Source organism: Stenotrophomonas sp. YJH_SMC_105-26 (assembly GCF_059368915.1).
Map to the genome: position 1 here is coordinate 145,521 of NZ_JCAFSD010000001.1, position 24,499 is coordinate 170,019.

The 24,499-nt window shown below is 67.2% G+C and carries 16 protein-coding genes; 2 read left to right on the forward strand and 14 right to left on the reverse strand.

The features are described from left to right. Positions 1-6: 6 nt before the first annotated feature. The 3 genes from AC5P7F_RS00830 to AC5P7F_RS00840 form a co-directional block, all read right to left on the reverse strand. Positions 7-1,437: a serine hydrolase gene (locus AC5P7F_RS00830; RefSeq protein ID WP_164077088.1), complete on the reverse strand. Its 1,431-nt coding sequence runs from the start codon at positions 1,435-1,437 to the stop codon at positions 7-9. A 131-nt stretch (positions 1,438-1,568) separates the two neighbouring features. Then, positions 1,569-1,997, reverse strand: a complete 429-nt coding sequence (locus tag AC5P7F_RS00835) for a DUF4952 domain-containing protein (protein WP_232503915.1) — start codon at positions 1,995-1,997, stop codon at positions 1,569-1,571. 62 nt (positions 1,998-2,059) lie between these two features. Further along, positions 2,060-2,965, reverse strand: coding sequence for a LysR family transcriptional regulator (locus AC5P7F_RS00840; protein ID WP_032962018.1), 906 nt, complete (start codon positions 2,963-2,965; stop codon positions 2,060-2,062). A 119-nt stretch (positions 2,966-3,084) separates the two neighbouring features. Between AC5P7F_RS00840 and AC5P7F_RS00845 the strand changes: the two genes are divergently transcribed. Beyond that, a complete protein-coding gene (locus AC5P7F_RS00845) occupies positions 3,085-4,074 on the forward strand; it encodes a zinc-dependent alcohol dehydrogenase family protein (protein WP_014647647.1) in 990 nt (329 codons plus the stop codon). Between the two features lie 51 nt (positions 4,075-4,125). Here the strand turns inward: AC5P7F_RS00845 and AC5P7F_RS00850 are convergent, their stop codons facing one another. From AC5P7F_RS00850 to ligA, 9 genes are all read right to left on the reverse strand, one after another. Next, a complete protein-coding gene (locus AC5P7F_RS00850; protein ID WP_014647648.1) occupies positions 4,126-5,757 on the reverse strand; it encodes a peptidoglycan-binding protein in 1,632 nt (543 codons plus the stop codon). Between the two features lie 47 nt (positions 5,758-5,804). After that, positions 5,805-6,893 (reverse strand): lysozyme inhibitor LprI family protein, encoded by a 1,089-nt coding sequence (locus tag AC5P7F_RS00855; protein ID WP_014647649.1) that lies wholly within the window; start codon positions 6,891-6,893, stop codon positions 5,805-5,807. A gap of 123 nt (positions 6,894-7,016) precedes the next feature. Then, a complete protein-coding gene (locus AC5P7F_RS00860; protein WP_014647650.1) occupies positions 7,017-9,545 on the reverse strand; it encodes a membrane-bound PQQ-dependent dehydrogenase, glucose/quinate/shikimate family in 2,529 nt (842 codons plus the stop codon). A gap of 131 nt (positions 9,546-9,676) precedes the next feature. Next, on the reverse strand, positions 9,677-12,403 hold the full coding sequence (gene gyrA, locus AC5P7F_RS00865; protein WP_014647651.1) for a DNA gyrase subunit A: 2,727 nt from the start codon (positions 12,401-12,403) through the stop codon (positions 9,677-9,679). A 296-nt stretch (positions 12,404-12,699) separates the two neighbouring features. Then, complete coding sequence (gene mtnA, locus AC5P7F_RS00870) at positions 12,700-13,764, reverse strand: S-methyl-5-thioribose-1-phosphate isomerase (protein ID WP_014647652.1); 1,065 nt, start codon at positions 13,762-13,764, stop codon at positions 12,700-12,702. A gap of 47 nt (positions 13,765-13,811) precedes the next feature. After that, positions 13,812-14,543 (reverse strand): DUF3011 domain-containing protein, encoded by a 732-nt coding sequence (locus AC5P7F_RS00875; RefSeq protein WP_014647653.1) that lies wholly within the window; start codon positions 14,541-14,543, stop codon positions 13,812-13,814. A gap of 138 nt (positions 14,544-14,681) precedes the next feature. Further along, complete coding sequence (epmA, locus tag AC5P7F_RS00880) at positions 14,682-15,638, reverse strand: EF-P lysine aminoacylase EpmA (RefSeq protein WP_014647654.1); 957 nt, start codon at positions 15,636-15,638, stop codon at positions 14,682-14,684. Beyond that, positions 15,635-16,120: a GNAT family N-acetyltransferase gene (locus tag AC5P7F_RS00885; protein ID WP_010480482.1), complete on the reverse strand. Its 486-nt coding sequence runs from the start codon at positions 16,118-16,120 to the stop codon at positions 15,635-15,637. Before AC5P7F_RS00885 ends, epmA begins: the two co-directional genes overlap by 4 nt. Positions 16,121-16,168: 48 nt before the next feature. Beyond that, on the reverse strand, positions 16,169-18,640 hold the full coding sequence (ligA, locus tag AC5P7F_RS00890) for an NAD-dependent DNA ligase LigA (protein WP_185741890.1): 2,472 nt from the start codon (positions 18,638-18,640) through the stop codon (positions 16,169-16,171). A gap of 224 nt (positions 18,641-18,864) precedes the next feature. Here ligA and AC5P7F_RS00895 point away from each other — a divergent pair, with 224 nt between their 5' ends. Then, the gene (locus AC5P7F_RS00895; protein ID WP_164077089.1) at positions 18,865-19,989 is read left to right on the forward strand and encodes a pyridoxal phosphate-dependent aminotransferase; all 1,125 of its coding nucleotides are present in this window, start codon (positions 18,865-18,867) and stop codon (positions 19,987-19,989) included. Positions 19,990-20,079: 90 nt separating this feature from the next. Here the strand turns inward: AC5P7F_RS00895 and zipA are convergent, their stop codons facing one another. Beyond that, positions 20,080-20,817, reverse strand: coding sequence for a cell division protein ZipA (gene zipA / locus AC5P7F_RS00900; RefSeq protein ID WP_014647658.1), 738 nt, complete (start codon positions 20,815-20,817; stop codon positions 20,080-20,082). 46 nt (positions 20,818-20,863) lie between these two features. After that, the gene (smc, locus tag AC5P7F_RS00905; RefSeq protein ID WP_164077090.1) at positions 20,864-24,367 is read right to left on the reverse strand and encodes a chromosome segregation protein SMC; all 3,504 of its coding nucleotides are present in this window, start codon (positions 24,365-24,367) and stop codon (positions 20,864-20,866) included. Positions 24,368-24,499 lie beyond the last annotated feature (132 nt).

Here is a 24,499-nt window from a genome sequence, read left to right on the forward strand (position 1 = left end):
CCGCGTTCACAGTGGCAACCTTCGCGCGATGTAGTTGACCACATTGCCGATCGCATCCGGATCGACATTGGCCAGGCCAACGATCACGTAGCCCTGCGCCGGCAGCACGACGATGGCACTGTTCGATCCGGGCGCACCGCCTTCGTGGCCGTACTGATGCTCCCTGCCCTCGCCCTGAACCACGAAACCAAAGCCATACCAGCCCTTGTGGTTCTGCGCCGTGGTGGCCTGCTGCAGCAATGCAGGTGAAACCAGCTTCCCGCCTTGCAGTGCCTCGGCGAATTTCACCATATCGGCCACTGTGCTGTAGCCACCACCGGCCGACATGCCGCGCCAGGGCAGCGACTTCGTTTCACGGACCCATTGCCCATCGTGCTTCGTGTAAGCGACGGCACGCTTTGGAACGCTCGCTGTTTCCGGCTCGAAGCCGGTGCCGGTCATGCCCACCGGGTGCAGGATGTGCTCCTCCACATATGCGTAGTACGACTGCCCCGATACCGCCTCGATGATGCGTCCCAATACGATGAAGCCATAGTTGGAGTAGCTGTCCTGGCTGCCGGGCGTGAACTGCGGCGCATCCCTGGCGAACCGCTGCACGTAGTCATCCAGCGTCTTCAGGGACGCGGAATACTGTTCGAAATCATCGCCAAAGAAGTCCCCCAGGCCACTGGTATGTGACAGCAACTCGCGCACGGTCACGCTGCTGGCGACAGCCTTGTTCGGATAGTCCGGCAAGTGCTTGCCGATCGTGTCATCGAGACTGAGCCTGCCATCCTGCACCAGCTGCAGGATGGCCACGGCGGTGAACATCTTGTTGGAGGACGCAAGGCGGAACTGCGTCTCCACGCCCACTGCAATTCCAGTGCTGCGATCGGCATCACCACCGCGCCAGTCCAGCAGCACCTTCCCATTCTGTGCCACCTGCAACGCGCCCGACAGCGCGTCCTGTGCCCGCAGCGCCTCCAGCCTTGCTGTGACGTCGGCCATCAGGGCAGGCAATGCAACCCGTGCCGGCTTGTGCTTGTCCGGCGTTTCAGTGCCCTCGATCTGGAACTGCATCAGGTGCGACGGATTGGCCGGGTCCATGACGGCGGTCACCCACATCGCGCGTTCGTTCATCTGGCCCATCACCAGCAGCTTCGCTTGGCCGGGTGCACTCTCGGTTGATTCGAGTACGCGCAAGGGGCCTGTGCTTTCGCGGAACTCGAGATAGTCCTTGGGACCGCTGCCTTGCTTCTTCGCGTATCTATCGGCGAATGCCTGCAACCCCTCGAGGCTGCCCGCATTGAAGGCCGCAAGCCAGTCACCGATGGCGTCCTGCGCACGCGGATGTGCACGCACGCTGGAGGGGGCGCCCACTGCCGGAACAGCCCAAAGCGTCATCAGCACCGAACAGGCCAGTACTTTGCAGAGCAGCAGGCATCCAACAGCCTTCATGGCAGTTCCTTTGCGGGTATCCCTGGGCGCATCCTAGATCATGGAACCGCCCGCTGCATCCACGCCAGGGACCCTGCCGCAGCACCTCAGCCGTGACGATGAACGCCTCGATGCGATGCCAATCGCCCCGCTCATGCGGCAGCGATTCCACGCCCATGCCGATCTGGTACCTCACCGCATCCGGGCCGTCGCGCCAGTAGTACGGCGCGCCATTGCTCCAGCCGCAACAGGCGTAGCGCAATGCAGGCATGCCAAAGGGTCTCGCGCAGATAGGCTTCCACCTTCACTGCCTGGGTACCTGGAACGCGGTAGTGGGCCTGCATGGGTTTGATGCAGGACGCGTCGTCCTGGCTGCAGCCGCTGTATTCCAGTCCCGCAGGCTTCCGGCCCATCGCCTGCAGGAAATCCTGGCATTCGATATCCGGTCGCGCCAGGCCATCCGCACGCCCCTGCGCTTCCCATGCGGCCAGCGCCTGCGCAGGCGTCTGCTGCGCAATCACCTTGGCGGCGAACAGCAATGCCGCCAGCCCCAGCAGCAAGCGCGCGCTACGCAGCGGCAACCGGCCAATCGTCTCAGGGCGATCCTTCGCAGGCAGTCACAGGAATGCCAACCGATGCCGTGCTATCGCCGTGCCATCGTCTGCTCGCTGAAGCGTGCCACGCAGAAGTCCAGGAAACTGCGCAGCTTGGGCGTCAGCTGGCGGTCGCGCGGGTACACCAGGTTGATCCACGTCGACACCGGCACGTAGTCCGGCAGCACTTCCACCAGTTCACCACGCGCCAGCGCGGCGGCAAGCATTTCATGGGGCTGCAGGATCAACCCCAGCCCACCGACTGCCGCGGTCAGCAGCGGCTCGGCCTGGTTGACCATGAAGCGGCTGGACACCGGCACGCTCAGCACGCTGCCGTCAGCATCGCGGAAGCTCCAGCGCGTGCGGATGATCGAATGCGCGAAGCCCAGGCACTCGTGCCGACTCAGATCGGCCGGATGGACAATGGCCGGGCGCGATGCGAGGTACGCCGGCGATGCACACAGCACCAGCGGATACGGCCCCAGCCGTCGCGCCACCAGCCCACTGTCGGCCAGATCACCGGTCCGGAATACCAGATCAAAGCCGTCCTCGACGATGTCCACCAGGCTGTTGGACAGGTTCAGATCAACCTGCACGTCCGGGTACTGCTGCAGGTAGGCCACCACCGCCGGCCCCAGTGCATGCACGCCGAAGGTGACCGGTGCGCTGACGCGCAGGCGCCCCATCGGCCGCCCGCGCGCTACTTCGGCCAGCTGCTCGGCGCCTTCCACCTCCTCCAGGATCACCCGCGCACGCGCCAGATAGGCCTGGCCGAAGTCGGTCAGGCTCTGCTTGCGCGTGGTGCGGTTGAGCAGGCGCACGCCCAGGTGTTGTTCCAGCGACTGCACGTGTTTGCCGACCAGCTGCGGCGACAGGCCCAGCGCGTCGGCGGCAGCGGCGAAGGAGCCGACCTCGGCCACTTTGACGAAGGTCCGCAGGGGAGCGATCAGGTCCATTGCAAACAATTGGTTTTCAATGAAACGCCAGATTACCCCTTATTCTGGAGGCAGGCCACGCGCACAGTAGCCTCCACCTTTCCGCCGGCCCCAGCGCCGGCCTTGCCCAGGAGCCCCCCATGAGCCAGGTTGTCCGCATCCACGAATATGGCAGCGCCGATGTGCTGCGCATCGACGACATCGATGTTCCCGCCCCCGCCGCCGACGAGGTCCAGATCCGGGTCAAGGCCATCGGCCTGAACCGTGCCGAGGTGATGTTCCGCAACGGCGCCTATCTGCAGGAGGCGCAGTTCCCCAGCCGGCTGGGCTATGAAGCGGCCGGCATGGTCGAGGCGGTCGGCAGTGCGGTGAGCGGATTCACTGCTGGCGATGCGGTGAGCGTGGTGCCGCCGCTGGACATCGCCCGCTGGGGCACCTACGGCGAGCTGGCCAACGTGCCGGCACGACTGGTGGTCAAGCACCCGCAGGCGCTGGGCTTCGAAACGGCGGCTGCGGTGTGGATGCAGTACGTCACCGCCTGGGGCGCACTGTTGGAGCAGGCGCAGCTGGCCGCCGGGGATTCCGTCATCATCACCGCTGCCAGCAGCAGCGTCGGCCTGGCCGCGATCCAGATCGCCAATGCAGTGGGTGCCACGCCGATTGCGGTGACCCGTGGCACGGGCAAGCGCCAGGCCTTGCTCGATGCCGGTGCCGCCCATGTCATCGCCACCCAGGAACAGGACCTGGCAGCCGAAGTGGCGCGCATCACCGGCGGTGCCGGCGCCCGCGTGGTGTTCGACCCGATCGGTGGCCCGCAGTTCGTGCCGCTGACCGAGGCAATGGCCCGTGGCGGCATCCTGCTGGAATACGGCGCGCTGAGCAGCGAACCCACCCCGTTCCCGTTGTTCAACGTGCTGGGCAAGTCGCTGACGCTGAAGGGCTACCTGTACTCGGAAATCGTCTCCGACGATGCCGCGCTGGCACGTGCCAAGGCGTTCATCGTCGATGGCCTGGACAAGGGCACGCTGGCGCCGAAGATCGCGAAGGTGTTCCCCTTCGCGCAGATCCAGGACGCCCACCGCTACCTGGAATCGAACGAACAGATCGGCAAAGTGGTGGTGACGCTGTAAACACCCTGCCGGCAGCGACGGACCCACTGCGGGCACGTCGCTGCCGCAGGCTCAGGCCATTGAAGGCCCGCGGTTCTCATGCTGGCGGCTTTCGAGGGTGAGCTGGTGCTCGCGCTGCCGGTTGTCACCGGCCAGATCATTCACCGTTTCCTCCATCGAGCGCGCCGGCTGTGCCGTATCCACACTGGCGCGCTCACCGGGAATCAACCCGGCAACCCACAGGCGGTCTCCGGCCATCATCACCCGGTCGACGCGCGCGGCATCATCGATGCCGTTGCGCTTGGACTCCAGCACTGCCTGCATGACGTGCTCGTCGCCGATGGTGCCAGGTACCCCCTGGCGGATGCGCTCGAACAGCGCGGCGTCCCTGGGCGACAGCGATTCCATGCCATTGGGCTGCGGTGCGGGCTCCGGCGCGGCCGGACCAGCGACCGGTGCATTCGCCGCTGCCTGCTGCCGCGCCTGCACCTGCTCCGGCTGGAACTCCGCCCGCGTATAGGGCGGACGCTGCGGCGGCCAGTTCTCCGCGCGGTCGAACTCGGTGGTCGGCGCATGCTCGCGAGCGACGGCGGCATCGTTCAACTGCCGGCGCGCATCCGCGTCGATGACGCCGCCGGGGCGCAGCGGCAGGCCATAGTCCTGCTGGAAGTTGCGCATGGCCGCCTGCATGCCGGCATCAAACGTGCGCGCATCGCGCTCGGCACGTGGGTTCGGTTCGGTCAGGTACCCCAACGCCTCCAGCTGCCGGCGCATTTCGAACACCGGCTCGCCCTTCTCACCGGGGCTCAGGTTGCCGTCGGCCAGCGGCCCGGTCAGGTCGGTCACCGTCCGGCGCTTGAAGTCCGGATCGACCGCCAGCGTGTCGCTGCGCATGCGTTCCAGCAGCGCAGCGTCGATGCGGCCATTGGCCGGGCTGATACCCCGCTCGGTCTGGAAGCGGCGCACGGCCTGCTCGGTGGAGGCGCCGAAATCACCGTCGGGCTTGATCGCGGCATTGGCGTTGTTGCGGACGTCCAAGCGCTGCAGGTACTGCTGCGCTTCCAGCACGTGCTGGTTGGCGTCACCCCGGTGCAGGTCCATCGCCCCGGTGGGCGCCTGGGGGGTCGGCACCGGCATCTGGAAGCCTGGTTGCTGCACACGCTGGACCAGGCCGGCAACCTGGGATTCCCATTCAGTGGCCCGTGTGGCGATGGCGTCTGGATAGGGACTGCCGTTGTTCAGCTCACCGCCATTGACCGAGGCCCGCGCCTGCCGGTAGTCGGCATGGTTGGCGTTGACGTTGTCGGACAGCCGCGCACCGAACAGGCCGTCGCGCATCCCCACCACCAGCACCTTGGTGGCGATGTCTGCCTGGGCAGCCCGTTCCGGATGCTCGACCAGCTCGCGGCCCATCCCCAGCGCCTCGCCCAGCCGCTCGTAGTTGTTGACGTGGGTGAGGTGGGCAAAGCCCCGGCCGAAATACTCCTCGCCGCCGAAGTAGCGCAGGTCCACCGCCTGCTTCCTGCCCCAGTCTTCCTCGGGCGCGGCGAAATCACGCGATTCGTGCTGCGCCGTGGCCAGCACATAGGCAATCTGCCGATGGTCGGTAACGCCGTTGTCGATGCAGGTACGCACGATCATCTCGACCGACTGGTCCCGGGTCAGGCCGAAGCCCGACCCACCTTTTCCATAGCCTTCGCTCATCCTTCAGCTCTCCAGTTCCGGAACGCATCCATTCGTCGGGGGAAGACCTACTTCAGCAGGTCCGATTCGGTAGGGGCCTCGCCCCTGCAGGTGTCATAGCGGCGCTGCAGCAGCGTGCGCGTGCCGGTTCCGCGCAGCTGGATGACCTTGTCCTCGCGCTCGCACGGGCTGACCTTCGCGCGAAGCACGAACCGCCCATTGTCGATATGGTCGATGTCGCGCCCACCGATGGCCGCTTCCAACGCCTTGGCACGCACATAGCGGTTGCGCTTGGCATCGAACAGGTAGAACGCATGCACCGGAACGTTGTAGACACCGCTGTTGTCCTGCCACACCTGCAGGTCCGGCACGCCATCACCATTGAAATCCGAAACGGTCAGCAGCACGGCGGTCGCACCCTGGGCACCGGTGCCGGCGCGGGTCAGGCGCGGCTGCACGTCCGTGACCACCACGTTGCGCCCACCACGGGTCACGCCCATGCTTCGCACCTGGCAGGTCGTCACGCTGTCGGTGCCGCTGCAATCGGTCACCTGGAAGACCACCTGCAGTGCCGGTGTGAGCCTGCCCTCGCCGGGCCGCAGGACGATCCTGCCCTGCTTGTCGGGCGCGGCATCGGCGGCATGCACAGCGGCCTGCGCCGGCGCCGGGGCCGCCTTGGCTTCCGCCACCAGCGCCGCCGCACCGCCGCCCTGCAACTGGCGGGCACGCAGCAGGGTCATGTGCGTGCGGCACTGCTGTGAATCCAGCTGGGCAACGGCCGTGCTGCCTTCCGGGCACCGGTTGTCGCGCTGGCGCAGCCATTGCCGCTGCAGATCGCGCAGCACCTGCTGATCACTGGCGGTCAGTGTGGAGCGCGCCGCGCTGTAGGCGGCATTGAGTGCATCGTCGTGCACCTTGAGTTCAGCGTCGGCACAACGGCGACGGGCGTCCAGCGCGGTGCCTGCGGCCGCCATGCAAGGCGCATGAGCGGGGCTCAGAGAGCGCGCATCGCCTGCGATCAGTTCGGCACCGCTGGGCACCTTGCGTGCGGCGGGCTGGGGCGACGCCTGCGCGCTTGCCCACAGGCAAGGGCCAAGCAGAAGCAGTCCTGCCAGCAGCCGGGTGGCACGCCCCGGCAGGCGTTCGGAGGTCAGCATGCGTTTCCTTCCCTGGGGGCGTTGGCCGGCCCCGTCCTGTTCCGATGATGGATGCTGCCCGGTCGCCAGCGCAACTTCAGCGACAGCGGTCACAGCCCGCAGGTCGCATTCAGGCCGGCAGCGCTATTTCGGCAGTGCGTAGGCCATCACGTAATCGCCGTTCGGGGTTTCCATGAAATGGTGGCCGCCAGCCATGATCACCACGTACTGGCGCCCGCCCTGCGCGTACACCATCGGATTGGCCTGGCCACCCGCGGGCAGCTTGGCATGCCACAGCTCCTTGCCGGTCTTCAGGTCGATGGCGCGCAGCAGGTCATCAGTGGCGGCGGCGATGAAGATCAGGCCGCTGGCGGTGACTACCGAACCGCCATTGTTCGGCGTGCCGATCTCGATGGGCAGGCCCGAACGGATGCCGAATGGTCCGTTGCCGCGCGCACTGCCGAACGGACGGTCCCACAGCAGCTTGCCGGTGCGCAGGTCGATGGCCCGGATGCCGCCATAGGGTGGCTGCTTGCACAGCAGACCAGTGAACGGCAGGCGCCAACCGGCGTTCACCTGGATGGCGTAGGGCGTGCCCACCTGTGGGTCGCCCGCGCCTTCGGCGCCGCCCTTGTCGAACCGGACCTTCTCGCGTGGCAGCCAGCCCAGCCTGTCGGCCTCGGCGCGTGGCACCAGCCGGTTGTAGTTGGGCATGTCGTTGTAGTTGGCCACGATCACGCCGCGGCGTGTATCGATGGACACACTTCCCCAATCCGAACCGCCGTTGTAGCCGGGATATTCGATGGAATGGCGATCACTGCTCGGCGGGGTGTAGAAGCCTTCGTAGTACGCCTTGCGGAACTGGATGCGGCAGATCAGCTGGTCGACCGGGGTGATGCCCCACATGTCGCGCTCGGTCAGGTCATGCTGCCGGCGCAGCGTGTGATACAGCGAGAACAGCTGCGTGGGTGAGCGTTGTTCCGGTTCGACACCGCCGACCGGCACCCTGCGCTCTTCGGCGGCGGTCAGCAGCTGGCCGTTGCGGCGGTCAAGGATGTAGAGATCACCCTGCTTGGTCGGCAGCAGGAGCGCCGGCACCTTGCCAGCCGCCGTCGGGTAATCGATCAGGCTGGCCTGCGAACCCAGGTCGTAGTCCCACACATCCTTGCGCACCGCCTGGAAATGCCAGGCCGGCTTGCCGGTGGCCACATCGATCGCCACCAGCGACGTCGCATAGCGGTTCTGGTTTTCCGTGCGTGAGCCACTCCAGTAATCGCCAGCGGAATTGCCCAGCGGCAGATAGACCAGCCCCAGCGCCTCATCACCGGTCGCGGTGGTCCACATGTTCGGCGTGCCGCGCGTGTAGGTCTGCTCATGCGGCGGCAGGCCGCTGCGTTCGGGCTGGTCCATGTCCCACGCCCAGCGCAGCTTGCCGGTGATCGCATCGTAGGCCTGGATCACGCCCGACGGCGCGTCGCGGCGCTGACCATCCAGCACCTGGTGGCCGGTGACGATCACCCCGCGCACGATGGCCGGTGGCGAGGTGATCGACACATAGCCCGGTGGCACCTCGCCCATGCCCAGAGTGATGTCGACCTGGCCGTTGTTGCCGAAATTCGCACAGGGGCGGCCACTGTCGGCATCCACCGCGATGATGCGCCCGTCCAGCGTGCCCTCGATGATGCGCGCCCAGCATGCCGGACGATTGCCCGGTGCAGCGCTGCGGGTGGCACTGGGCGGCGGTTCCGGCAACGCCAGATCAGCAGCGGCATCGGCCAATGCGGCATCGGCGGGGATCGGCGTGGCCGGTTGCTCGTAATAACTCACGCCACGGCAGGCGGCGGTGTATGGAATCGAAGCGTCCTTTACCTTCGGATCGAACCGCCACACTTCCTTGCCGCTGGCCGCATCCAGTGCAATCAGGCGGTTGCGGGCGGTGCACAGGTACAGACGGTCGCCGATCTTCAGTGGCGTGGTTTCCGCACCCCAGCGCTTCTTCGGCATATCGCCGGTGCGGAACTGCCAGGCCAGCTGCAGCGTGGCCACGTTGGCCGGGGTGATCTGCTGCAGCGGCGAATAGCGGGTGGCGGCATTGCTGCGCCCCCACGCCGGCCAGTCCCCTTCGGCAGGCTGGTCGGCCGGCTGCAGGCCGGTGGTGTCGCGGGTCGGTTCCAGCCCGACGCTGGCCGCGCCTTCCGGGAACGGCTGGTGCCCGTCCACTTCGCCGTGCGGCGCGAACGCCAATCCGAAGGCAGCGACGAACACCAGCATCAGCACGCCGGCCACGCTGCGCGACAGGCGCCTGGAAACCGGTTGGTGGAGGGTGGGCGCCAGCAGCGCCAGCACGATGCCAAGCGCGGTCACCAGGCCGAGCCGCGGTACCCAGCGCCAGTAGTCGCTGCCCGACTCCCACCAGGTCCACAACAGCGTACCGGCGAACACCAGCGCATACAGCAGCGCGCCGCTGCGGCGATTGCCGAACAACAGGAGGCCACTGGCCAGCAGGCCGGCCCCGGCGATGGCGTAGTACGCCGAGCCGCCCAGGCTGAGCAGCCATGCGCCGAGCCCGCCGATGACCAGGCCGAGCAGGACCAGCAGCAGCGACAGCACGGTAACGAGAGGATGCCGGGAGGCGCGGACGGGAGCAGGAGCGGACGGCGGCGTGGCGGACATCGTCGATCTCCGGGGGCAGCATGCGCCGTTATCCCACCGCCGACGTGAAGCGCGCGCGTATGTGCGGCATCCGGATACGACGACGCCGGCACAGGGCCGGCGTCGTCGCGTAGCTCAACCTTGCGGCAGGATCACTCCTGTGCGGCGTCCTCGCTGCTGGAAGCCGCCGGGGCGCCATCGGTCGTGGTCGCGGCCGGAGCAGAGGCAGGCACTGCCACCTCATCCTCGCCCTCGTCGATCGAGGCATCCATGCGCTCCACCGCCTGCAGCTTCTCGTCCTTGGACAGGCGGATCAGGGTCACGCCCTGGGTGTTGCGGCCGACGCGGCTGATTTCCGAGCCACGCGTACGCACCAGGGTGCCACCATCGGAGATCAGCAGGACTTCGTCGCTGGAGCCCATCAGCACTGCGGCGACCAGCTTGCCGTTGCGCTCGGTGGTCTGGATGCCGATCACGCCCTGCGTACCACGGCCCTTGCGCGGGTAGTCCGGCAGCGGGGTGCGCTTGCCGTAGCCGTTCTCGGTGGCGGTAAGGATGTACTGAACGCTGGCGTCGTCGGCGCCGTCGATCACCGCGTCGCCATTGGCAGCGGCTTCCTCGACACCGCTGTCGTCCTCGTTCTCGTCCTCGCTGCCACCGGCACTTTCGGCCACGATCAGGCTGACCACTTCCTCGCCGGCCGGCATCTTGATGCCGCGCACGCCGGTGGCAGTACGGCCCATCGAGCGGACCTTGTCCTCACCGAAGCGCACGGTCTTGCCGTTGGAGGCGAACAGCAGGATGTCGCGCTGGCCGTCGGTCAAGCCGACGCCGACCAGCGCATCGCCCTCGTCCAGGTTGATCGCGATCTTGCCGCGGGCCAGGCGGAAGGCGAACTCGCTCAGCGGGGTCTTCTTGACCGTACCGTTCTTCGTGGCGAAGAACACGAACTGGCCATCGGCGTACTCGCGCACCGGCAGCACGGCCTGCACGCGTTCGCCGGGCTCCAGCGGGATCCAGTTGATGATCGGGCGGCCGCGGGCGTTGGAACCGGCTTCGGGCAGCTGGTAGACCGGCAGCCAGAACACCTTGCCCGAACTGGTGAAGGTCAGCAGCGTGTCGTGCGTGTTGACCAGCCACAGCTGTTCGATGAAATCCTCTTCCTTGGTCGCCGCCGCGCTGCGGCCACGGCCACCACGGCGCTGTGCGCGGTATACGCTCACCGGCTGCCGCTTCACGTAACCGGCATGCGACACGGTAACCACCACGTCTTCCGGCGCGATCAGGTCGAGGATGTCCAGGTCCTCTTCGCTGTGGCGGATTTCGGTGCGACGTTCGTCGCCGAATTCGGCCTTGACGTTGACCAGCTCCTCGCGGATCACCTGCAGCAGGCGGTCGGGATCTTCCAGGATGTGGATCAGCCCGGCGATCACTTCCAGCAGCTGCTTGTACTCGTCGGTCAGGCGGTCCTGCTCCAGCCCGGTCAGGCGGTGCAGCCGCATTTCCAGGATCTGGGTGGCCTGGATCTCGGTCAGCTGGTAGCCGCCCTCGATCAGGCCCACGCCCTTGGGCAGGTCTTCCGGACGGGAGGCCTCGGCACCGGCCGCACCCAGCATCGCACCGACCAGGCCCGGCTCCCACACGCGGGCCAGCATGCGCTCGCGGGCTTCGTTCGGGTTCGGCGAGGTCTTGATCAGTTCGATCATCTCGTCGATGTTGGCCAACGCAACGGTCAGGCCTTCCAGCACGTGGGCACGGGCGCGCGCCTTGCGCAGCTCGAACACGGTGCGGCGGGTGACCACTTCGCGACGGTGGCGGACGAACGCCTCCAGCATCTGCTTGAGGTTCATCAACTGCGGGCGGCCATCGACCAGCGCCACCATGTTGATGCCGAACACCGATTCCATCTGCGTCTGCTGGTACAGGTTGTTCAGCACAACCTCGGCAGATTCACCGCGCTTGATCTCGATGTAGATGCGCATGCCGTCCTTGTCGGACTCATCGCGCAGCTCGCTGATGCCTTCGATCTTCTTTTCCTTGACCAGCTCGGCGATCTTCTCGATCAGACGCGCCTTGTTCACCTGGTAAGGAATTTCAGTGACGATGATCGATTCGCGGCCGTTGTCGGCCACTTCGATATCGGCCTTGGCACGGATGCGCACGCGGCCACGGCCGGTGCGGTAGCCGGCGACGATGCCGGCAGTGCCGTTGATGATGCCGGCAGTCGGGAAATCCGGGCCCGGGATGTATTCCATCAGGCCGTCGACATCGATGTCCGGGTTGTCGATCAGCGCGATGCAGGCGTTGATCGATTCGCTCAGGTTGTGCGGCGGAATGTTGGTCGCCATGCCCACCGCGATGCCAGCCGAACCATTGACCAGCAGGTTCGGGAACCGGGTCGGCATGACCGTCGGCTCCAGTTCCTTCTCATCGTAGTTGGGCTGGAAATCGACGGTTTCCTTGTCGATGTCCGCCATCAGCTCATGCGCCAGGCGCGACATGCGCGCCTCGGTGTATCGCATTGCTGCAGCGGAGTCGCCGTCGATCGAACCGAAGTTACCCTGGCCGTCGACCAGCATGTAGCGCAGCGAGAACGGCTGTGCCAAGCGCACCAGCGTGTCGTACACCGACTGATCGCCATGCGGGTGGTACTTACCGATGACGTCACCGACGATACGCGCCGACTTGAAGTAGGGCTTGTTGCTGTGCGCGTTGAGTTCGTTCATCGCGTACAGCACGCGGCGATGCACCGGCTTGAGGCCGTCGCGCGCATCCGGCAGCGCGCGGCCCACGATCACGCTCATGGCGTAATCGAGGTAGCTCTTGCGCATCTCGTCTTCCAGGTTGACCTGGATGATTTCCTTGGCGGTTTCTGCCATTCGGGTTCCGTTGTCTGGTAGCGGTCCAGTCCGGCGCAGCCCTCTGCGGGAGGGGGTCGCGCCGGAACCTCGATTCAACCTGTGATACTACCACAACAGGCCGTTTTCCGCCTCCCTTTACGGGGATTTTACCGGCACAAATCAGGAACTTAGGGCCCCATACCGCCCCTGTAGAGCCGAGCCCATGCTCGGCTGCGCGAAATCAGTAGATCCACGCCGTGCGTGGATGAGGCCTGCCTGGGGTCAGAGCCCTTTCCTGCGAAAAGGGATCCGACCCCGGGACCTTCCTGCCCGCCTCAGCCGCCGAAGGCGGTGCGCATGTTCCCGGCGGTCGGGTTCAGGATGACCCCGCGCTCGGTCACGATGGCGTCGATCAGCTCGCCCGGGGTGACGTCGAACACCGGGTTCCAGGCAGCAATGCCCTCGGCGACGGTACGGGTACCCCCCACGCCGTACAGCTCGCCCGGGTCGCGCTGCTCGATCTCGATCTGGCTGCCGTCCACGGTCTCCATGTCCACGGTCGAGGACGGTGCGACCACCATGAACTTGACGCCGTGGTGGCGGGCGGCGATGGCCAGCTGGTAGGTGCCGATCTTGTTGGCGGTATCGCCATTGGCGCAGATGCGGTCCGCGCCCACGATCACCCATTGCACGGCGCCGGTCTTCATCAGGTGCGAGGCAGCCGAATCGGCGATCAGGGTGGCATCGATGCCGTCCTGCTGCAGTTCCCACACGGTCAGGCGTGCCCCCTGCAGCCACGGCCGGGTCTCGCCGGCGAACACGCGGGCGATGCGGTGCTGGGCCATGCCGGCGCGGATCACGCCCAGCGCGGTACCGAACCCCGCAGTGGCCAGCGAGCCGGTATTGCAGTGGGTCAGCACGCCGCTGCCAGCCTCGATCAGGCCCGCGCCCAGTGCACCCATGTGGCGGTTGGCGGCCAGGTCTTCCTCGGCGATGGCCTGCGCTTCCGATTCCAGCAACGCCTTCCAGTCGGCGCCGGCGGCGTTCAGGCAACGGCGCATGCGCGCCAGCGCCCAGGCCAGGTTGACCGCAGTCGGGCGCGATGCATTGAGGCGCTGCAGGGCCGGTTCCAGCTGCTGCAGGGCGTGCGCACCATCGGCGGCCTGCACCTCGCGTGCAGCCAGCACGACACCCCAGGCAGCGGCAATGCCGATCGCCGGCGCGCCACGCACGGTCAATGCGTGGATCGCGCTGGCAACCTCGTCGCTGTCATGGCAGACCACGTGCTCGACCACGAACGGCAGCTTGCGCTGGTCCAGCAGTTGCAGGGCATCGCCGGTCCACAGGATCGGGCGGATGTGGTCGTAACGGGCGTAGTCGATGTCAGAGGCAGTGTTCATGGGCCCATTGTAGGGCCACGCCCCGCAGGGTTGGAGCCTGCCCGGGCTCAATTCACCGAGAATTCGGCGCGGCAGCCGCCGTCCACCCAGATCCCGTTGCGGCTCCAGCCCCAGGTACTGCCTTCCTCGCAGGGCGTGCTGGACAGCTGCTCGGAGACCACGGCGCCAACCGAGATGCTGGCACCGCAGAAGCGCCGCTTCTTCGACTTCGATTCGCAGGTCAGGCGGCGCGGCATGTCGACGAAGCGGCCATCGTCATCGGCCACTTCGAAGTCACCCTGGCAGCCACGGCTGGTCCAGACTTCATTGCGCTTGTAGCCCCAGCCCTGCCCTTCGCGGCACGGCAACACCGACAACTGGCGCAGCAGGCGCACCGGCGCGCCATCGAGTCGTACCGGGCAACTCTGCGGACGGCCATTGGACTCGCAGCGCACCACACGGCGCACCAGGCGCTTGCCCGAGCTGTCAGCCGGCGGCGCCGCGCCCGCTGCGCGCCGGGCGCGGAACTCGGCACGGCAGCCCAGGGTGACCCACACACCACTGCGGTCAGTGCCCCACTCGCTGCCGCGGATGCAGCTGTTGCTGGACAGCTGGCGCACCAGGTCGACGCCGTTGGCAACCTCGATATCGCAGTGCACCCAACCCATGTCGCGTGATTCGCAGGTCACCACTTCATCGTCGTAGCCCACCTGCTGGGCCGACGCCGGCGACGGCAGCCAGGCACCCCAGAGCGCAATGGAGTACACCGGTGCAGCGACAACCGCGAACCACTTGACCAAAGCCTTCCCCAGCAGGAATGGATGAACTGGATGCCAGTGTCCGGCATTGGCCGTGATAAGAGCATCATCGTGCTTACCGACGCAAGCGCACCGAACCCGCGTTTCGTTCAGCCTGCGATGTTCAGCAACACGCGGGGATCACGCGTGGGCGAAGTCGTAGGCCAGCACATCGGCGATGCGTGGCGTGCGGTTCATCGCCATCAACAGGCGATCGACACCCACCGCCACGCCGGCACAGGCAGGCATCGACGGCAACGCCGACAGCAGTGCCTCGTCCACGGCCGGCTGCACCTGTCCACGTTCGTGGCGGCGCTGCTGGTCACGCTGGAACCGGGCGCGCTGCTCGTGGGCGTCGTTCAGTTCGTGATAGCCGTTGGCCAGCTCCACTGCACCCAGGTACAGCTCGAAACGCTCGGCCAGCGGCGGCGTGCCCGGACGGATGCGGGCCAGCGCGGCCTGGCTGGCCGGCCAGTCATGCACCACGGTCATCACCGCGTCATCGAACTGCGGCTGGATGTGGTGGGTCATCAACAGGTCCAGCCAGTCATCACGGGTCAACCCGACCGGGTCGATGTGCACGTCGCCAAGTGCAACACGCAGCGCGGCTTCATCGGCCTCGAACGGATCCAGGCCCACGTGCTGCTGGAACAGCTCGCGGTAACTCAACACACGCAGCGTTGCACGGCGTCCGACCAGGGCCAGCGCCTGGCCGACCAACTCGGCGGTTTCCTCCATCAACCGGTGGTGGTCCCAGCCGACCCGATACCACTCCAGCATGGTGAATTCCGGGTTGTGGCGGCCACCGGCCTCGCCGTTGCGGAACACCCGGCCCAGTTCGTAGCAGTCGCCCACACCGGCCGCCAGCAGGCGCTTGAGCGGATATTCCGGCGAAGTGCGCAGCCAGCGACGACGGCCACCGGCATCGACATGGCCGGTGAAATCGGTATGGAAGCTGTCGATGTTCGGCTCGGTGTTGCCTGCCACCGACAGGATCGGCGTTTCCACCTCCAGCACATCGCGCTCGGCGAAGAAGCGGCGCACCAGCGCGTTGAGCGTGGCGCGCTGCTGCAGCGCGCGCAGCAGGGCCTCGCTCACAGGATGCCCTCCGGGCGCGGATGGTCGAGCGGCAGGGTCAGCAGATCGCGGGTGTCGTCGATGTAGCCGCTGGCCAGGTACAGGCGGCGGGCCAGTTCGTTGTGGTGGTTCACCTCCAGGCGCAGGCGGCTGACACCACGCCCGCGAGCGCGCTGTTCACAGATGGCCAGCGCCTGCTTGCCGCGACCACGACCGCGCGCGCGATGGCTCAGGTACAGCTCGTCCAGCAGCATGAAGTGGCCGCCCTGCTCCAGGCTGAAGCCCATCGCGATCACCGCGTAGCCGACCACCTCGCCGGCCTCGTCCAGCCACAGCAGCACTTCGCCATTGCGCGGATCGGCCAGCAGCGCGTCCACGCCGCGACGCACGCGCGCGTCATCGAAGTCGATCCTGTCTTCGGCGTAGAACTCGCGCATCAACGCGATCAACAGTTCTTCGTCGGCACGGGTGGCCAGGCGGAAATCCAGCGGGGCGGTCTGCATCGGTGTTCCTTCGTCTTTCATGCCGGGCGCCGGGCACCCGGCGGGTCATCATTCGTGTTCGGCGAGGTAGGCCAGCAGGCGGTCTTCGTCCCACACCGGCACGCCCAGCGATTGCGCCTTGTCCAGCTTGGAGCCGGCCTCGGTGCCGGCGACCACGAAGCTGGTCTTCTTCGACACGCTGCCGGAGACCTTGGCACCCAGCGCTTCCAGGCGTTCCTTGGCGGCATCGCGGGTGAGCTGGGCCAGGGTGCCGGTCAGCACCACGGTCTGCCCATCCAGCGGGCCGGCCACGATCTCGGCCAGCGCCGGCGCCTTGGCCAGGATCTGCTGCATCGCCTTCTCGGCTGCCAGCAGCATCGCGCCATGGCCATCGGCATCGAGCCAGTCGGCCAGACCGCGCGCAGTGTCGTCCGGCAGGCCGGCGTTGACGAACTGGCCATGCTCGGCATCCAGCACCGCCTGGGCACCCGGCAAGGCAGCCACCAGCTTCTCCGCACGCAGGCGGGTGATGCCGGGGATTTCCGATTCGACCAGCAGTTGCGCCAGATCCAGGCCTTCGCGCAGCTTGGCACTGGGCGCGTGCACATCACTGATGCGCACCTGCCCGACCTGCAGCAGGTCGTCGATGGCCTGCTGGTTGCCCTGCTGCTCGAAGAAATGGCCGAGAGAACGCGCCACTTCGCCACCGATGTCCGGCACGCGCTTGAACAACGGCCATGGCAGGTGGCGGATCAGTTCCAGGTCACCGAACCACTGCGCCAGCGCCTTGGCCGTGCTCTCGCCGACGTGCTCGATGCCAAGCGCGAACAGCAGGCGCTCCAGCGTGGCTGCGCGACTGGCGTCGATTGCCGCGATCAGGTTGTCGGCCCATCTGGTGGCGATCTTCTTCGTGTTCCATTCGAAGCTGGCCGGCTGTGCCAGCGCCTGCGCGCGCCACGCCGGATCGTTGCCATCCAGCTTGAGCACCGCATTGAGCACCGCGCCGCTGCCTTCTGCCGGCAGGTGCAGCTTCAGCGCGGCGGCCAGTGCGGAAGGGTCCTCGGCATCCAGCACCAGCTTCAGGTGCAGCAGCTGGTCGCGGTTGAGCCGGTACAGATCGGCCACGCTCCTGACGATGCCGGCGTCGACCAGGGTTTCGATGTACTTGTCGCCGAGGCCGTCGATATCCATCGCACGGCGCGAAGCGAAATGGGCAATGGCCTCCTTGCGCTGCGCAGGGCAGGACAGTTCGCCCGAACAGCGCCACGCAGCTGCACCTTCCTCGCGCACGATTTCCGAGCCGCACACCGGGCAGCGCGTCGGCATCTGCCAGGGCGAGGTGCCCTGTGGACGGCGGTCGAGGATGACGCTGACCACTTCCGGAATCACGTCGCCAGCACGCCGCACGATCACGCTGTCACCGACACGCACATCGAGACGCGCGATCTGATCGGCATTGTGCAACGTGGCATTGGACACGATCACGCCGGCCACAGCCACCGGTGCCAGCCGCGCGACCGGCGTGGCGGCACCGGTGCGGCCGATCTGGATCTCGATCGCCTCCACCGTGGTGCTCTGTTCCTGTGCCGGGAACTTGTGCGCGATGGCCCAGCGTGGCGCACGCGAGACAAAACCCATGGCCTGCTGGCCGGCGCGGTCATCCAGCTTGTAGACCACACCATCGATGTCGAACGGCAGGCCATCGCGACGCTCGCCGATGTCACGGTAGTAGCCGAGCAGGCCGTCGGCGCCTTGCACCACCTTGCACAACCCGCTGACCGGGAAGCCCCAGGCGCCGAGCTGGGCCAGCGTGCCCGAATGGGTGTCCGGCAGCTCGCCGCCCTGCACTTCACCGGTGCCGTAGGCGAAGAAACTCAGCCGGCGCTGCGCACTGATCTTCGGATCGAGCTGGCGCAGTGAACCCGCTGCCGCGTTGCGCGGGTTGGCCAGCACCTTGCCGCCCTGCTGGCGCGCACGTTCGTTGTAGGCCTCGAAGTCGGCGCGGGCCATGTACACCTCGCCACGCACCTCCAGCACATCCGGCCAGTCCTTGCCGTGCAGGCGCTTGGGAACATCGCCGATTTCACGCAGGTTGGCGGTCACGTCCTCGCCGGTACTGCCATCACCGCGGGTTGCGCCGAGTACGAAATGACCGTCCTCGTAGCGCAGGCTGATCGCCAGGCCATCCATCTTCGGTTCGGCCGAGAACTGCAGGCTGCGGCGGCCCAGGCGCTCATCGATGCGGCGCACGAAGTCGGCCACTTCCTCATCGCTGAAGGCATTGGACAGCGACAGCATCGGCACCGCATGGCGCACTTCGGGGAAGCGGCCGGACGGGCGTGCACCGACCTGTTGGGTCGGGCTGTCGGCACGGGCCAGCTCCGGGTGCTCGCGCTCCAACGCTTCCAGCTCGCGCACCATCCGGTCGTAGTCGACGTCGGGGATCTCCGGCGCGTCCAGCTCGTGGTAGGCGCGGTTGGCCTGGGCGATCTGCCGGCGGAGATCTTCGGCGCGTTCGGCGGGGCTGGGGCTCATCGGGATCCGGTGGTTCTGGGATGGCCGGGGATTCTACCGCGCCCGGCCGTCAGGCCCTGTAACGCCCCGCCTTTGCAGCGTCGAGCGTGCTCGACGGGCACTCCCCGCTCCGGTAGGTGCCAACCTTGGTTGGCACGTCTGTAGTCGAGCATGGCTCGACGCCACAAAAAGCACCTTGCCGCCCGCTCACGCCGGCGCTAGCGTGCGACGGCCCCATCGGAATCCTGCCCATGACCCTGCCTGACTCCCGTAGACGCTTCCTGCAGCTGGCCGGTGCCAGCCTTGCCATCGCCGGCAGCGGCCTGCCGCTGCGTGGCCAGGCCCAATCCGCGGCCACCGTCGGTGCGGCCCCTGCCGAAGGCGCGGTACTACTGAACTTCAACGAATGCCCCTACGGCCCCTCCCCCGCTGCCCAGCAGGCGGCGCGCGACAGCATCGCCAGCTGCGGCCGCTACCGCTTCGCCCTGGCGGCACAGGTACGCGATGCCTTCATCGAGCAGGCCCGTATCCCGGCCGACCATGTGCGCCTCTATCCGGGCTCCAGCGAACCGTTGAACCGCGCCGCCACGTTGTGGACCGGCCCGCAGGCGGGACTGGTGGTGGCCGACCCCACCTTCGAGACCCTGGGCGAGGTCGCTGCCGCACATGGTGCACACGTGCAGAAGGTGCCGCTGCGCAATGACGGCGCACACGACCTGCGTGCGATGGTCGCAGCCGCGCATGCGCGCCCGACCGGGCTGCTGTACGTGTGCAATCCGAACAACCCGACCGGTTCGATCAGCCCACCGGATGAGCTCGCCTGGCTGCTGGCCCACAAGCCTGCTTCCACCCGCGTGCTGGTCGACGAGGCCTACCTGCAATACAGCGAGCAGCCCAGCCTGATCGCGCAGGTGGCGCAGCGCGACGATCTGATCGTACTGCGTACCTTCTCCAAACTGTACGGCATGGCCGGCCTGCGCCTGGGCCTGGCGGCCGCACATCCCGAGCGTCTGCGCGAGCTGGCCAGCCCCGGCGACAACCCGCTACCGGTGCCCGCGCTGGCGGCGGCGCTGGCCAGCCTGCAGGATCCGCAGCTGATTCCGCAGCGTCGCCTGCAGAACGCCAAGGTGCGCCAGGCCACCATCGCATGGCTGGGCAAGCGTGGTTTCAGCTGCCTGCCGTCGGAAGCGAACTGCTTCGTGGTCGACGTGCAACGCGACGGCAGCACGTTCGCCAAGGCGATGGCCGACAACGGTGTGGTGATCGGGCGCAGCTGGCCGATCTGGCCGCAGCACGTGCGCGTGACCGTCGGCAGCGAGGACGAGATGGCCGCGTTCCGCCGCGCGTTTGCCAAGGTGGCCGGCGTACCGGCGTAGACCCCATCCACGCATGGCGTGGATCTACTGTTGTGGGTGCCGACCGTTGGTCGGGGTGGGTGCCGACCGTTGGTCGGCACGCCATGGCGCTCACCAGCGCGGGGTCTTGGTCAGCGGCGGCGCCTGGTGCTGGCGGTCGTAGGCGCGCAGTTCGTCACGGATGTGCGCGATGCGCTGGCGACCCAGGGCGTTGCGGCTGTCATCCAGCACCACGCCATCCAGCAGTTCGGCCATGCGCTGCACCGTCGGCAGCATCTTCTCCCAGGCATCCAGCGCGGTCAGCGGCGCCGGCAGGGTCAGGAAGAAGGCGATGGCCGGGGTTTCCATGGCACGGATGTTGGCCATGTCGAAGCTGCCTGGCTTCATGATGCTGGCCATCGAGAAGATCGGCCCGCGCTCGGGATGGCCTTCCACCAGACGGTGGAACACGTTCATGTGGCCGAACACCAGGCCGGTCTTCTCCGCCGCTACCACGATGTCTTCGCCGCGCAGCTGCTCGCCGGCCCGGGCGGCCACGAACAGCGAAACGATCTTGTCGAAATCCTGGGTGGCGCGCTTGCCGAGATCGCTGGCGCCCGGGTCGGTATCGCCCAGGCCGAGTTCGGCCTGTTCGCCTTCCGTGCCCATGCCCGGTTCGACGCGGCCATCGGCCACGACAACGCCATCCTCGCCCAATACCGGTTCGCGGCGCTCGCCGCTGGCCGGTTCCGCGCTTTCCACGCGGCGTCCCTGGGGCTTCTTCTTCGGACGGCCAAACAGGAAGATCGCGGCGATCAACAGCAGGCCGGCGGCCAGGATGCCGATGCGCAACAGTGCCGTGTCGGACATTCGATAGGTTCTCCGGCTAGTTCATTCAGGTAACTAGGATGGCACGTCAGGCCGCGCCCGCCAATCGCGCGGCTTCTTCCAGGTCCACGCTGACCAGGCGGCTGACGCCCGGTTCGCGCATGGTCACGCCCGAGAGCTGGTGCGCGGCCTCCATCGTCGCCTTGTTGTGGCTGACGAACAGGAACTGCACCTTCTCGCTCATTTCCTTGACCATGTTGGCCAGCCGGCCGACGTTGGCTTCGTCCAGCGGCGCGTCCACCTCGTCCAGCAGGCAGAATGGCGCGGGGTTCAGCTGGAAGATGGCGAACACCAGCGCCACTGCCGTCATCGCCTTCTCGCCGCCGGACAGCAGCGAGATGCTGGACACGCGCTTGCCCGGCGGGCGCGCCATGATGGTCACACCGGTGTCGAGCAGGTCTTCACCGGTCAGCTCCAGGTAGGCGTGGCCGCCACCGAACAGGCGCGGGTACAGCGCCTGCACGCCAGCATTGACGCGGTCGAAGGTGTCCTTGAAACGGCCGCGGGTCTCGCGGTCGATCTTGCGGATGGCATCCTCGAGGGTTTCCAGCGCCGTAGTCAGGTCGGTGTGCTGCGAATCCAGGTAATCCGAGCGCTGCGAAGCCTCGCCGTACTCGTGGATGGCGGCCAGGTTGACCGGCTCCAGCCGGCGCATGCGTGCGTCGATCTGATGCACGGCCTGCTCCCAGTCGCCCAGGCGCGCATCCTCGGGCAGTGCGTTGAGCACGTCCTGCAGCACGAAGCCGGCCTTCTCCACCGCGCCCTGCAGGGTGTCCGCGCTCAGCACCAGCGCCTGCTGGTCCAGCTTGCGCTGCGAAATACGCTCGCGCTGGGCCAGCGCCTGTTCGTCGCGCTGGTGGCGGGTCTGCTCGTAGTTGCGCAGCTCGGCGTCGATGCCGTCCAGCAGCGTCCGCGCCTCGGTCAGCACGCGATCGGCGCGCACGCGCTCTTCCAGCGCGTTCTGGTGTTCGGCCTGCAGCGCTTCGACCGGCGAATCACCTTCGTCCAGCTGTGAATGCAGCTCGCCCAGCCGCGAATCCAGCTGCCCGCGCTGGGTGCCCATGCGCTCCAGCGCCTGGCTCAACGAGGCCAGCTGCGCACGCTGCGATTCCAGGGTCAGGGCCAGCGAATGCGAGCGCTCGCGCACTGCACGGGCAGCATCGCGGGCCAGGTCGCGCGCCTCGGTCAGCTGGCGGCGCTCGCCCTCCAGCCGCTGCCGGGTCGACTCCAGGTCACCCATGCTGCTGACCGCGTTCTCCAACCGCGAGCGCGCTTCGCGCGCCTGCGCGTTGTTGGCTTCAATCGTTTCCTGCAGTTGCTTCAGCTCGCCTTCGATGCGGTCGATGCGCGTGCGTGCAGCCTCTACCTTGCCCTGCTGGCCCTGCAGCTGGCCAGCCAGCTCGGACACCGCGCGATGGGCCTGGTACAGCGCACGCTGCGCGTCTTCGCGCTGCTGTTCAGCCGCCTGCAGCTGCTCGCGGAAACCGGCCAGCTGTTCTTCCAGCTCGGCCTCGCGGTCCTGCAGCTGCTCGATCTGCTCGCGCAGCTCGTTGATCTCGCGTTCGCGCAGCAGAGCGCCCTGCTGGGCTGCACCGGAGCGCGACACGCGCAGCCAGCCCTGGCCCAGGCGCTCGCCGCTCTGGGTGATGATCGAATCGCCTTCCGGAAGGCTGGCCTGCAGGGCCTTCGCCTCGGACAGGTCCTTGGCACCATGCAGGTGCGCCAGCAGGCGACGGATCGCCGCCGGGCCACGCACGCGTGCGGCCAGCGACGTCGGTGCAGCCTTGACCTCGGCATCCGCGCTGGCGACCAGCGCAATGTGGCCGTCGCCGAGTTCGCCGAGGGCGTTGACCAGGCTGCACGGGTCATCGACCAGCACGCCTTCGATCAGCTGGCCGAGCGCACTTTCCACCGCGTTTTCCCAACCGGCATCGACGTCCAGGCGTTCGCCGACACGTGCCGCCGAATCCAGCCCGCGCGCCTTCAGCCACGCGACGGCCGCGCCCTGCTCCTGGCCCAGCGCGGCCTGCTGCAGGGTTTCCAGCGAGGCCAGGCGACCGCGCAGGCCGTTGGCCTGCTTGCGCAGTTCGGCCAGTTCGTTCTGGCCATTGCGCTGCTGTTCCTGCACGGCCGCCACGCCCTGCTTGCGCAGCTCGACGTCTTCGCTCAGTTCATCCAGCGCGGCCTTCTGCGTGTCGTGCTGCAGGTGCAGCTGCTCGAAGGCTTCTTCCAGCGCGTCCACGTCCAGCCCGGCGCGCTCGGCGGCCAAGGCCTCGCGACGCCGGTCGGCGTCGAGGATCTGCTTGTCCAGGTAGTCCACGCGCGTGCGCTCGACATCACCGGCGCGCGACGCCTCCGAACTCTGCGAGGTGTGCTGCTCCCAGCGCTGCTGCCAACTGGCCAGCCGGTCTTCGGCCTCGCGCAGGCTTTCCTGCTTGATCTCGTTCTCTTCCTGCAGCGCTTCCAGCTGCGGGGTGGCGGCCTCCACTGCCTCGCGCAGCACCCTCAGTTTGGCCTCGTCGCCGCTGATGTGCTGGCCCAGTTCGGCCAGGGCCTGCTGGGTTTCATCGCGCGCCTTGTGCAGGCGCTGCGACAGCTCGCGCTGGTGCTGGATCTGCTGTTCCAGGCGCGCCAGCGTGCTGCCGACCTGGTAGACCGCGGCCTGCGCGGTGTTGAGCGCGTCGGCGGCCTCTTCGCGCCGCGCGCGCGAGGTCTCGATGCGGGCCTCGGCATCACGCTGGTCGGCGATCAGCTGCTGCAGCTTGGTCTCTTCCTGCGACAGGCCTTCGCGCAGCTTCGACAGGCGACCGTCGAGACCACGGAATTCCAGCGCCTTCCACTCGGCATCCTTGATCCGGCGCTCTTCCTGCAGGGCCTGGTACTGCTCGGCCTGCCTGGCCTGGCGCTTGAGGTGTTCGAGCTGCTTGCTGATCTCGTCGCGCAGGTCGCCCAGCCGGTCCAGGTTCTCGCGGGTGTGGCGGATGCGGGTCTCGGTCTCCTTGCGGCGCTCCTTGTACTTGGAGATGCCGGCTGCCTCTTCCAGGTACACGCGCAGGTCTTCCGGGCGCGCCTCGATGATCTGGCTGATCATGCCCTGCTCGATGATCGAGTAGCTGCGCGGGCCCAGGCCGGTGCCGAGGAACAGGTCGGTGATGTCGCGACGGCGGCACTTGGTGCCGTTGAGGTAATAGTTGCTGGTGCCGTCGCGGCTGACCGTGCGCTTGACCGAGATTTCGTTGAACGAGGCGTATTCGCCGGAGATCGTGTGGTCGGAGTTGTCGAAGATCAGCTCGACGGTAGCCTGCGAGACCGGCTTGCGGGCATTGGACCCGGAGAAGATCACGTCGGTCAGCGAGTCGCCACGCAGGCGGCTGGCCGAACTCTCGCCCATGACCCAGCGCACGGCATCGATGATGTTCGACTTGCCGCAGCCATTGGGGCCCACCACGCCGGTCATGTTGGTCGGCAGGTGCAGGGTGGTCGGATCGACGAACGACTTGAAGCCGGACAGCTTGATCGTGGAAAGACGCATAGGGGTTCCGGACTGGGGCCGGCAAGCGGCCTGCGTTTACCCTCCAAGTCATTGATCCTGCTGGGATCGATGCCCGTGGAACGGGTGTGACGCCCTGAGTATACCGATGTGGCCGTGTTCTACGAATGGGCG

Coding starts and splice junctions, on each gene's coding strand:
- gyrA (WP_014647651.1), bottom strand. CDS start 12,403: ATGGCAGAAACCGCCAAGGAAATCATCCAGGTCAACCTGGAAGACGAG.
- AC5P7F_RS00840 (WP_032962018.1), bottom strand. CDS start 2,965: ATGGACCTGATCGCTCCCCTGCGGACCTTCGTCAAAGTGGCCGAGGTC.
- AC5P7F_RS00850 (WP_014647648.1), bottom strand. CDS start 5,757: ATGAGCGAAGGCTATGGAAAAGGTGGGTCGGGCTTCGGCCTGACCCGG.
- AC5P7F_RS00830 (WP_164077088.1), bottom strand. CDS start 1,437: ATGAAGGCTGTTGGATGCCTGCTGCTCTGCAAAGTACTGGCCTGTTCG.
- AC5P7F_RS00855 (WP_014647649.1), bottom strand. CDS start 6,893: ATGCTGACCTCCGAACGCCTGCCGGGGCGTGCCACCCGGCTGCTGGCA.
- mtnA (WP_014647652.1), bottom strand. CDS start 13,764: ATGAACACTGCCTCTGACATCGACTACGCCCGTTACGACCACATCCGC.
- AC5P7F_RS00845 (WP_014647647.1), top strand. CDS start 3,085: ATGAGCCAGGTTGTCCGCATCCACGAATATGGCAGCGCCGATGTGCTG.
- AC5P7F_RS00885 (WP_010480482.1), bottom strand. CDS start 16,120: ATGCAGACCGCCCCGCTGGATTTCCGCCTGGCCACCCGTGCCGACGAA.
- AC5P7F_RS00895 (WP_164077089.1), top strand. CDS start 18,865: ATGACCCTGCCTGACTCCCGTAGACGCTTCCTGCAGCTGGCCGGTGCC.
- smc (WP_164077090.1), bottom strand. CDS start 24,367: ATGCGTCTTTCCACGATCAAGCTGTCCGGCTTCAAGTCGTTCGTCGAT.
- zipA (WP_014647658.1), bottom strand. CDS start 20,817: ATGTCCGACACGGCACTGTTGCGCATCGGCATCCTGGCCGCCGGCCTG.
- AC5P7F_RS00860 (WP_014647650.1), bottom strand. CDS start 9,545: ATGTCCGCCACGCCGCCGTCCGCTCCTGCTCCCGTCCGCGCCTCCCGG.